Genomic DNA, 253 nt, shown 5'->3' on the forward strand with positions numbered 1-253 from the left:
CTCGGTAGCTCAGTCGGTAGAGCAGAGGACTGAAAATCCTCGTGTCGGCGGTTCGATTCCGTCCCGAGCCACCATTTATCTTAATAATATACGCCGGCTTAGCTCAATTGGTAGAGCAACTGACTTGTAATCAGTAGGTTGGGGGTTCAAGTCCTCTAGCCGGCACCATGTAAGTTTCGGAGGGGTAGCGAAGTGGCTAAACGCGGCGGACTGTAAATCCGCTCCTTCGGGTTCGGCAGTTCGAATCTGCCCC

At 53.4% G+C, this 253-nt stretch carries 1 tRNA gene; it reads left to right on the plus strand.

The window, feature by feature from the left end:
• The first annotated feature begins 92 nt into the window (after window positions 1–92).
• Window positions 93–168: transfer RNA gene (locus tag JDS99_RS31350), tRNA-Thr, on the plus strand.
• Window positions 169–253 lie beyond the last annotated feature (85 nt).

The sequence above is a fragment of the Bacillus cereus group sp. N6 genome (assembly GCF_016483705.1).
Classification (GTDB): Bacteria; Bacillota; Bacilli; order Bacillales; family Bacillaceae_G; genus Bacillus_A; species Bacillus_A wiedmannii.